This is a genomic window from Streptomyces sp. T028 (assembly GCF_048159505.1).
GTDB lineage: Bacteria > Actinomycetota > Actinomycetes > Streptomycetales > Streptomycetaceae > Streptomyces.
This window is the reverse complement of record NZ_JBLRVZ010000070.1, coordinates 1-8,319: the sequence shown is the minus strand read 5'-3', so window position 1 is coordinate 8,319 and position 8,319 is coordinate 1. Positions and strand designations below refer to the sequence as shown.

General features: G+C 68.9%; 5 protein-coding genes and 4 pseudogenes (1 of these 9 only partly in view). 8 read left to right on the top strand and 1 reads right to left on the bottom strand.

The genetic code is table 11. The annotated features are described in order from the left end of the window. The 3 genes and pseudogenes from ACLZN2_RS46325 to ACLZN2_RS46315 form a co-directional block, all read left to right on the top strand. Positions 1-1,333 (top strand): annotated as a pseudogene (locus ACLZN2_RS46325) (M16 family metallopeptidase); it begins 42 nt to the left of the window's first position. Positions 1,334-1,376: 43 nt separating this feature from the next. Further along, complete coding sequence (gene dapB, locus ACLZN2_RS46320) at positions 1,377-2,129, top strand: 4-hydroxy-tetrahydrodipicolinate reductase (protein ID WP_416986067.1); 753 nt, start codon at positions 1,377-1,379, stop codon at positions 2,127-2,129. Between the two features lie 14 nt (positions 2,130-2,143). After that, positions 2,144-2,599 (top strand): hypothetical protein, encoded by a 456-nt coding sequence (locus tag ACLZN2_RS46315; protein ID WP_416986066.1) that lies wholly within the window; start codon positions 2,144-2,146, stop codon positions 2,597-2,599. Positions 2,600-2,680: 81 nt separating this feature from the next. On the opposite strand, the gene ACLZN2_RS46310 is transcribed toward ACLZN2_RS46315, so the two are convergent. Then, a complete protein-coding gene (locus tag ACLZN2_RS46310; protein ID WP_416986065.1) occupies positions 2,681-3,235 on the bottom strand; it encodes a hypothetical protein in 555 nt (184 codons plus the stop codon). A 278-nt stretch (positions 3,236-3,513) separates the two neighbouring features. Between ACLZN2_RS46310 and ACLZN2_RS46305 the strand changes: the two are divergent. From ACLZN2_RS46305 to ACLZN2_RS46285, 5 genes and pseudogenes are all read left to right on the top strand, one after another. Further along, positions 3,514-3,804 (top strand): annotated as a pseudogene (locus ACLZN2_RS46305) (FAD-dependent thymidylate synthase); the annotation flags it as partial. Beyond that, positions 3,784-4,710 (top strand): annotated as a pseudogene (locus ACLZN2_RS46300) (HNH endonuclease); the annotation flags it as partial. The pseudogenes ACLZN2_RS46305 and ACLZN2_RS46300, both read left to right, overlap by 21 nt. 3 nt (positions 4,711-4,713) lie before the next feature. Further along, positions 4,714-5,163, top strand: a pseudogene (thyX, locus tag ACLZN2_RS46295) (FAD-dependent thymidylate synthase); the annotation flags it as partial. Between the two features lie 212 nt (positions 5,164-5,375). Then, complete coding sequence (dapA, locus tag ACLZN2_RS46290; protein WP_416986064.1) at positions 5,376-6,275, top strand: 4-hydroxy-tetrahydrodipicolinate synthase; 900 nt, start codon at positions 5,376-5,378, stop codon at positions 6,273-6,275. Between the two features lie 128 nt (positions 6,276-6,403). Further along, on the top strand, positions 6,404-8,089 hold the full coding sequence (locus ACLZN2_RS46285) for a ribonuclease J (RefSeq protein WP_416986063.1): 1,686 nt from the start codon (positions 6,404-6,406) through the stop codon (positions 8,087-8,089). The last annotated feature ends 230 nt before the right edge of the window (positions 8,090-8,319 follow it).

Genomic DNA, 8,319 nt, shown 5'->3' with positions numbered 1-8,319 from the left:
GGGGGCCGTCGCCCGTACCCAAACCCTGATCAAGGGCCAGAACGGCATCGGCACGGTCCGCAAGACCACCCTCCCGGGGGGCCTGCGCATCGTCACCGAGACCCTCCCCTCGGTCCGCTCCGCGACCTTCGGCATCTGGGCCCACGTCGGTTCCCGTGACGAGACCCCCTCGCTGAACGGCGCCACGCACTACCTGGAGCACCTGCTCTTCAAGGGCACCACCCGCAGGTCGGCGCTGGACATCTCCTCCGCGATCGACGCGGTCGGCGGCGAGATGAACGCGTTCACGGCCAAGGAGTACACGTGCTACTACGCGCGCGTGCTCGACACCGACCTGCCCCTCGCCATCGACGTCGTCTGCGACATGCTGACCGGCTCCCTCATCGTCGAGGAGGACGTCAACGTCGAGCGCGGCGCGATCCTCGAAGAGATCGCCATGACCGAGGACGACCCCGGCGACTGTGTGCACGACCTGTTCGCGCACACGATGTTCGGTGACAACGCCCTCGGCCGCCCGGTCCTCGGCACCGTCGACACGGTCAACGCCCTCACCGCCGACCGCATCCGCCGTTTCTACAAGAAGCACTACGACCCGACGCACCTGGTCGTGGCGGCCGCCGGCAACATCGACCACAACAAGGTCGTACGACAGGTCCGCGCGGCCTTCGAGAAGGCGGGCGCCCTCAGGAACCCGGACGCCACGCCCATCGCCCCGCGCGACGGCCGGCGCACCATCCGCACCTCGGGCCGCGTGGAGCTCCTCGGCCGCAAGACCGAGCAGGCCCATGTCGTCCTCGGCATGCCGGGCCTCGCCCGGACCGACGACCGCCGCTGGGCGCTGGGTGTGCTCAACACCGCCCTCGGCGGCGGCATGTCCTCCCGGCTCTTCCAGGAGGTCCGCGAGAAGCGCGGCCTGGCGTACAGCGTCTACTCGTACACCTCCGGCTTCGCCGACTGCGGCCTCTTCGGCGTCTACGCCGGCTGCCGGCCCTCGCAGGTCCACGACGTGCTGAAGATCTGCCGCGACGAACTCGACCACGTCGCCGAACACGGCCTGTCCGACGACGAGATAGGGCGCGCCATCGGCCAGCTACGGGGCTCCACGGTGCTCGGCCTGGAGGATACCGGTGCGCTCATGAACCGCATCGGCAAGAGTGAGCTGTGCTGGGGTGAGCAGATGTCCGTCGACGACATGCTGTCCCGGATAGCGGCCGTGACCCCGGACGAGGTCCGTTCGGTCGCCCGCGACATCCTGGGACGGCGCCCGTCGCTGTCGGTCATCGGCCCGCTCAAGGACAAGCAGGCCTCCCGACTCCACGACGCGGTCGCCTGATCCACTCCCGCGCCTATTCCACTCCCGTAAGGAAGCACAACAGATGAGCAAGCTGCGTGTGGCGGTCCTCGGTGCCAGGGGCCGGATCGGTTCCGAGGCGGTACGGGCCGTCGAGGCCGCCGAGGACATGGAGCTGGTGGCCGCGCTGGGCCGCGGCGACAAGCTGGAGACGCTGGCCGACACCGGCGCCCAGGTCGCCGTGGAACTCACCACGCCCGCCTCCGTGATGGAGAACCTCGAGTACTGCGTCGGCCACGGCATCCACGCCGTCGTCGGGACGACGGGCTGGACCGACGAGCGCCTCGCGCAGCTGAACGGCTGGCTGGCCGCGTCCCCGGAGACCGGCGTGCTCATCGCGCCGAACTTCTCCATCGGCGCGGTCCTCACGATGAAGTTCGCGCAGATCGCGGCGCCGTACTTCGAGTCCGTCGAGGTCGTCGAGCTGCACCACCCCAACAAGGTGGACGCCCCCTCGGGCACCGCCACCCGCACCGCCCAGCTCATCGCCGAGGCGCGCCGCGCGGCCGGCACCGCCCCGGCCCCGGACGCCACGGTGACGGCCCTGGACGGCGCGCGCGGCGCGGACGTGGACGGCATCCCCGTGCACGCCGTTCGCCTCCGGGGCCTGCTCGCCCACCAGGAGGTCCTGCTGGGCGGCGAGGGCGAGACCCTGACCGTCCGCCACGACTCCCTCCACCACAGCAGCTTCATGCCGGGCATCCTGCTGGGCGCCCGCCGGGTGGTGACGACTCCGGGCCTCACCTTCGGCCTGGAGCACTTCCTGGACCTGAACTAGAGATCCGTCCCGACATGCGCGCCAAGCTCTCCTACGCCGTCACAGCCGCCGTCCTGGTCTTCTACTTCGTCCTGGTCGGCAGCCGTGGCGTCATGCTCATACAGTCCGGCACGGTCATCACCGTCACCTTCGGGATCGCGGTGCTGATCCTGCCGGTCATCGGCGTCTGGTTCCTCTGGAAGAACACCCAGTTCGTCCGCCGTGCCAACGCCCTCGCCGCCGCCCTCGACGCCGAGGGCGGCCTCCCCGTCGACGAGCTCAGGCGCACCCCCGGCGGCCGTATCGACCGGGACTCGGCCGACGAGGTCTTCGCCAGGCGCAAGGCGGAGACCGAGGCGGCCCCCGAGGACTGGCGCACCTGGTTCCGCCTGGCCGTCGCCTACCACGACGCCCGCGACACCCCCCGCGCCCGCAAGGCGATGCAGCGCGCGATCAGCCTCCACGACGGCAAGCGGATCGAGACGGCCTGAGCCGCCCGCACCCCCGCCGCCGTACGCCGAAGGGGCCGGCCCGCACCACCCGCGGACCGGCCCCTTCGGCGTGTCGTGCTGTCAGCCGCGCCCGTACTCCGCGGCCCATGCCTCGACCGCGTCCGAGGCCCGGTCGAAGGCCTCGGGCCGCCCCAGGAAGTCCGCCCCGTGCGTGGTCAGCAGCATCGCTGTGTCGTCCGCCGGCCGGTCCCGCCGTACGAGGACCAGTGCCTGTCCCTGGACGGTGCGCGGCATCCCCAGCCAGCGCACCGGCTGCTGAACCGTGCGGACGACCGCGACCCGGTCCCACGGCACCGTCCGCGTGAACGGGAACCGCACCTGCCGCACCCCGCGCGCGCTCACCCACACACCCATGCGCAGCAGCCGCAGCGCGGCGACGATCACCAGCGCCGAGATCCCGAGGACCGCGCCCGCGTCGGAGACCGACCCGGTCAGTGCGATGGCGACGGCCGCGAGGAGCACGAAGGAGGCGAGCAGCAGCGCCAGCGCGGCCGTGGCGACGCGCCAGGGACCGGGTCGGTAGGGGCGCCGCCAGCGCTCACGGTCCTCGAAGGGCAGCGCGACGTCGTCCGCTGTCTCGAACGGGCGGTCGGCCGTCAGGAAGGGCAGGGGCACGGCTGGTCCTCACTCGTCCATGCGTGGGCTGTGCCCGGTGAGGCTATCGCGTCAGTGCCCCTGAGGCGCCTGCGGCTGCTGTGACGGCTGTGGCTGCTGCGTCGGAGAAGTGTGATCCATCAGCACAGACGCGTGAGATAGGCAAAAGGTGCCCTTCTCTCATGAATTCGCAGCTATTCGCCGAGAACGTCGCGGCCCGGCACCGAACGCCCCGTTGTCAGTGACGGGCCGTAGAGTGGGCGCCGCCCACAGAAGTGATGGAAGGGACCCTCCGACCCGTGACCGACACCCCCGCCGACGACCTCACGCCCAGCTTCCGCAGCGACGTCACCGTCGAGCTGGTCAAGCACAGCGCGTCCGACTCCGACGTGCTGTGGGCCGCCCGTGTCTCCACCGCCGGCGAGCAGTCCCTGGACGAGCTGAAGAAGGACCCGGAGCGCTCCAAGGGCCTGATCAACTACCTGATGCGGGACCGGCACGGCAGCCCCTTCGAGCACAACTCGATGACCTTCTTCATCAGCGCCCCGATCTTCGTCTTCCGCGAGTTCATGCGGCACCGCGTGGGCTGGTGCATCGCGGGAGACACCGAGATCACCCTGGAGAGCGAGGCGGGCAATCTTCGTCGGCGCAGCATCGCCGAACTGCACAAGCTCTGGCACATGGGTGTCGAGGACCGGCTGCCGCACTCCGCCGGCGGGGTGACCTGGCACAGCCGGGCGGGCAAGTGGATGGCCCAGGTGCGGCGCGGTGGGACCAACCACTACCTCGGCCTGTACGAGAACCGCGAGGCGGCCGAGTCCGCCGTCGCCGAGTTCCGCGAGGAGCACCCGAGCACCCGTCTTCGCAAGCTCGAGTCGATCCGCCGTAACCACGTGCGGTGTTACGACGAGGAGACGCTGCTCGCCCAGCGCGCCAGGGTTGTCGACGTGATCGAATCGGGCATCAAGCCCCTGATCAAGATCACAACAGCCTCAGGGAAAACGCTTCGCTGCACGGTCGACCACGCGGTGTTCACCCCCGAGGGCTGGGTCAAGGCCGGGGAACTCACCGCCGGTGACGCCGTCATGGTGGCAGGAACCGTTCCCCGGCCCTCCCAGGCCCTCATTCCGCCGAGTCTGCGACGCGGCATCGGCGTGTGGACCTCCATGCAGCGGCAGCGGGTGATCAAGGAGATCGACACCTGCCATCTCTGCGACCAGGAGTTTCCGCGTGATCAGCTCGCCCTGGACCACGTCGTCCCCGTCGCGGGCGACCTGACCCAGGCTCTCGACGAACGGAATCTCGCGCCCGCGTGCGAGCCCTGTCACACCGCGAAGAGCGGCGACGAGCAGGCACTCGCCCAGCGAGGTGGCAAGATCGCGAAGGCGGTTCCGGACTCTGTCGTCTCGATCGAGGCGGAGGGCGAGGAGATGACCTACGACCTCTCCGTGGAAGGCCCCTGGCACAACTTCCTGGCGAACGGGATCATCGTCCACAACTCGTACAACGAGGAGTCCGGCCGCTACCGGGAGCTCCAGCCCGTCTTCTACGTCCCCGACGAGTCCCGCAAGCTCGTCCAGGAGGGCCGTCCCGGGAAGTACGTCTTCGTGGAGGGCACCAAGGCCCAGCAGGAACTCGTCGGCCGGGCCATGGAGGACTCCTATCGGCAGGCGTACGAGGCCTACCAGGAGATGCTCGCGCAGGGTGTCGCCCGCGAGGTCGCCCGGTCGGTCCTGCCCGTCGGGCTCTTCTCGTCGATGTACGCCACCTGCAACGCCCGCTCGCTGATGCACTTCCTCGGCCTGCGCACGCAGCACGAGCTCGCCAAGGTGCCCTCCTTCCCGCAGCGGGAGATCGAGATGGTCGGCGAGAGGATGGAGGCCGAGTGGGCGAAGCTCATGCCCCTCACCTACGCGGCCTTCAATGCCAACGGCCGTGTCGCCCCGTGACGAAGGGATGCTCTCCCGCCCGACACACATGTACGGGTCATCCGCGCGAAGTGTCCGTATTGCGGCATTTGGAGAAGTTCATCTAGCCTGATCAAACGGACCCGGTACTGCTTGAACCCCCGAGCAGGCAGTACCGGGCTCCGCATTTGTCGTGACTTTTCGTAACCCCCCGAGGGCAGACCACAGGGGGAGCAACGAGTAGCGTGTTACCCATGGCTCCGACCTCCACTCCGCAGACCCCCTTCGGGCGGGTCCTCACCGCCATGGTCACGCCGTTCACGGCGGACGGCGCACTCGACCTCGACGGCGCCCAGCGGCTCGCCACCCACCTGGTGGACGCAGGCAACGACGGCCTGATCATCAACGGCACCACCGGTGAGTCCCCCACCACCAGCGACGCGGAGAAATCGGACCTCGTACGAGCCGTTCTGGAGGCCGTCGGCGACCGGGCCCACATCGTGGCCGGCGTCGGCACCAACGACACCCACCACAGCATCGAACTGGCCAAGGCCGCCGAGAAGACCGGCGCGCACGGCCTACTGGTCGTCACCCCGTACTACAACAAGCCCCCTCAGGAGGGCCTGTACCGGCACTTCACGGCCGTCGCCGACGCCACCGAGCTGCCGGTCATGCTCTACGACATCCCCGGCCGCAGCGGCGTTCCGATCAACACCGAGACGATCGTCCGCCTCGCCCAGCACCCCCGGATCGTCGCCAACAAGGACGCCAAGGGAGATCTCGGCCGGGCGAGCTGGGCCATCGCGCGCTCCGGCCTGGCCTGGTACTCCGGCGACGACATGCTCAACCTCCCGCTGCTCTCCGTGGGCGCGGTCGGCTTCGTCTCGGTCGTCGGCCATGTCGTCACGCCCGACCTGCGCGCCCTCGTCGACGCCTTCACCGCAGGTGACGTCCAGAAGGCCACCGAGATCCACCAGAAGCTGCTCCCCGTCTACACGGGCATGTTCCGCACCCAGGGCGTCATGACCACCAAGGCCGCGCTCGCCCTCCAGGGCCTGCCCGCCGGACCGCTGCGCTCGCCCATGGTCGAGTGCTCACCGGAAGAGATCGAGCAGCTCAAGATCGATCTTGCCGCCGGCGGGGTACAGCTCTGACAACGGACTTCACAACTGAATAGGCAGGCCACCGGTGCCTGCATCCACAACGACAACTGCTTCTGCACGAACGTCACGCGCGCCACGTGCCCTACCGGTACGTGGCGCGCGTGTTTGAGGAGAGTCTTTTGAGTCATCCGCATCCCGAACTGAGCCCGCCGCCGCCGCTTCCCAAGGGCGGCCTGCGGGTCACCCCACTCGGCGGTCTCGGCGAGATCGGCCGGAACATGACGGTCTTCGAGTACGGCGGCCGTCTGCTGATCGTCGACTGCGGAGTGCTCTTCCCCGAGGAGGAGCAGCCCGGAATCGACCTGATCCTGCCGGACTTCTCGTCCATCCGTGACCGCCTGGACGCCGTCGAGGGCATCGTCCTCACCCACGGTCACGAGGACCACATCGGCGCCGTCCCCTACCTCCTGCGCGAGAAGCCGGACATCCCGCTGATCGGCTCCAAGCTGACCCTCGCCCTCATCGAGGCCAAGCTCCAGGAGCACCGCATCCGCCCGTACACCCTCGAGGTGGCGGAGGGGAACCGCGAGCGAGTCGGTCCCTTCGACTGCGAGTTCATCGCCGTCAACCACTCCATCCCGGACGCCCTCGCCGTCGCGATCCGCACGCCCGCCGGCATGGTGGTCCACACGGGCGACTTCAAGATGGACCAGCTTCCGCTGGACAACCGTCTGACCGATCTACACGCGTTCGCACGGCTGAGCGAAGAGGGCATCGACCTCCTCCTCACCGACTCCACCAACGCCGAGGTCCCCGGTTTCACCCCGCACGAGCGGGACATCTCCAACGTCCTGCGCACGGTCTTCGCGGGCGCCCGCAAGCGGATCATCGTGGCGAGCTTCGCCAGCCACGTCCACCGCATCCAGCAGATCCTGGACGCGGCCCACGAGTACGGCCGCCGGGTCGCCTTCGTCGGCCGCTCGATGGTCCGCAACATGGGCATCGCACGGGACCTCGGGTATCTCAAGGTCCCGCCGGGCCTGGTGGTGGACGTCAAGACGCTCGACGACCTCCCCGACCACGAGGTGGTCCTGGTCTGCACGGGCTCCCAGGGCGAACCGATGGCCGCCCTGTCCCGCATGGCCAACCGCGACCACCAGATCCGTATCGTCCCCGGCGACACGGTGATCCTGGCGTCGTCCCTGATCCCCGGTAACGAGAACGCGGTCTACCGCGTGATCAACGGCCTGACCCGCTGGGGCGCGAACGTCGTCCACAAGGGCAACGCCAAGGTCCATGTCTCCGGCCACGCCTCGGCGGGCGAGCTGCTGTACTTCTACAACATCTGCCGCCCGAAGAACCTGATGCCGGTCCACGGCGAGTGGCGCCATCTGCGGGCCAACGCCGAGCTGGGCGCCATGACGGGCGTCCCGCACGACCGCATCGTCATCGCCGAGGACGGCATCGCCGTCGACCTCGTCGAGGGCAAGGCCAAGATCTCCGGCAAGGTCCAGGCGGGGTACGTCTACGTCGACGGCCTCTCCGTCGGCGATGTCGGCGAGCCGGCCCTGAAGGACCGGAAGATCCTCGGCGACGAGGGCATCATCTCGGTCTTCGTGGTCGTGGACTCCTCGACCGGCAAGATCACCGGCGGCCCGCACATCCAAGCCCGCGGATCCGGTATCGAGGACTCGGCCTTCGGGGACGTGATCCCGAAGATCACCGAGGTCCTGGAGCGCTCGGCCCAGGACGGCGTGGTCGAACCCCACCAGCTGCAGCAACTCATCCGCCGCACCCTGGGCAAGTGGGTCTCCGACACGTATCGCCGCAGGCCGATGATCCTCCCGGTCGTGGTGGAGGTCTGAGCCGAACTTGGAGCGGGGCGCCTCGATTTGCATCGGGGCGCCCCGCTCCAGTACGTTTACGGCTCCGCCTGAACGGGAAACGGTCCGCGCCACGTGCCGGACCAGCCCACCGAGAGGGGCCGGGAAAACCGACTCAGAACTTCTGATAAAGTCGGAACCGCCGGAAAGGAAACCGCGAAACAAAAGCGGGAACCTGGAAAGCACCGAGGAAATCGGATCGAGAAAAGATC

Excerpts from the sequence above, each read along its gene's own strand:
- dapB (WP_416986067.1), top strand. The coding sequence starts at position 1,377 with ATGAGCAAGCTGCGTGTGGCGGTCCTCGGTGCCAGGGGCCGGATCGGT.
- ACLZN2_RS46315 (WP_416986066.1), top strand. The coding sequence starts at position 2,144 with ATGCGCGCCAAGCTCTCCTACGCCGTCACAGCCGCCGTCCTGGTCTTC.
- dapA (WP_416986064.1), top strand. The coding sequence starts at position 5,376 with ATGGCTCCGACCTCCACTCCGCAGACCCCCTTCGGGCGGGTCCTCACC.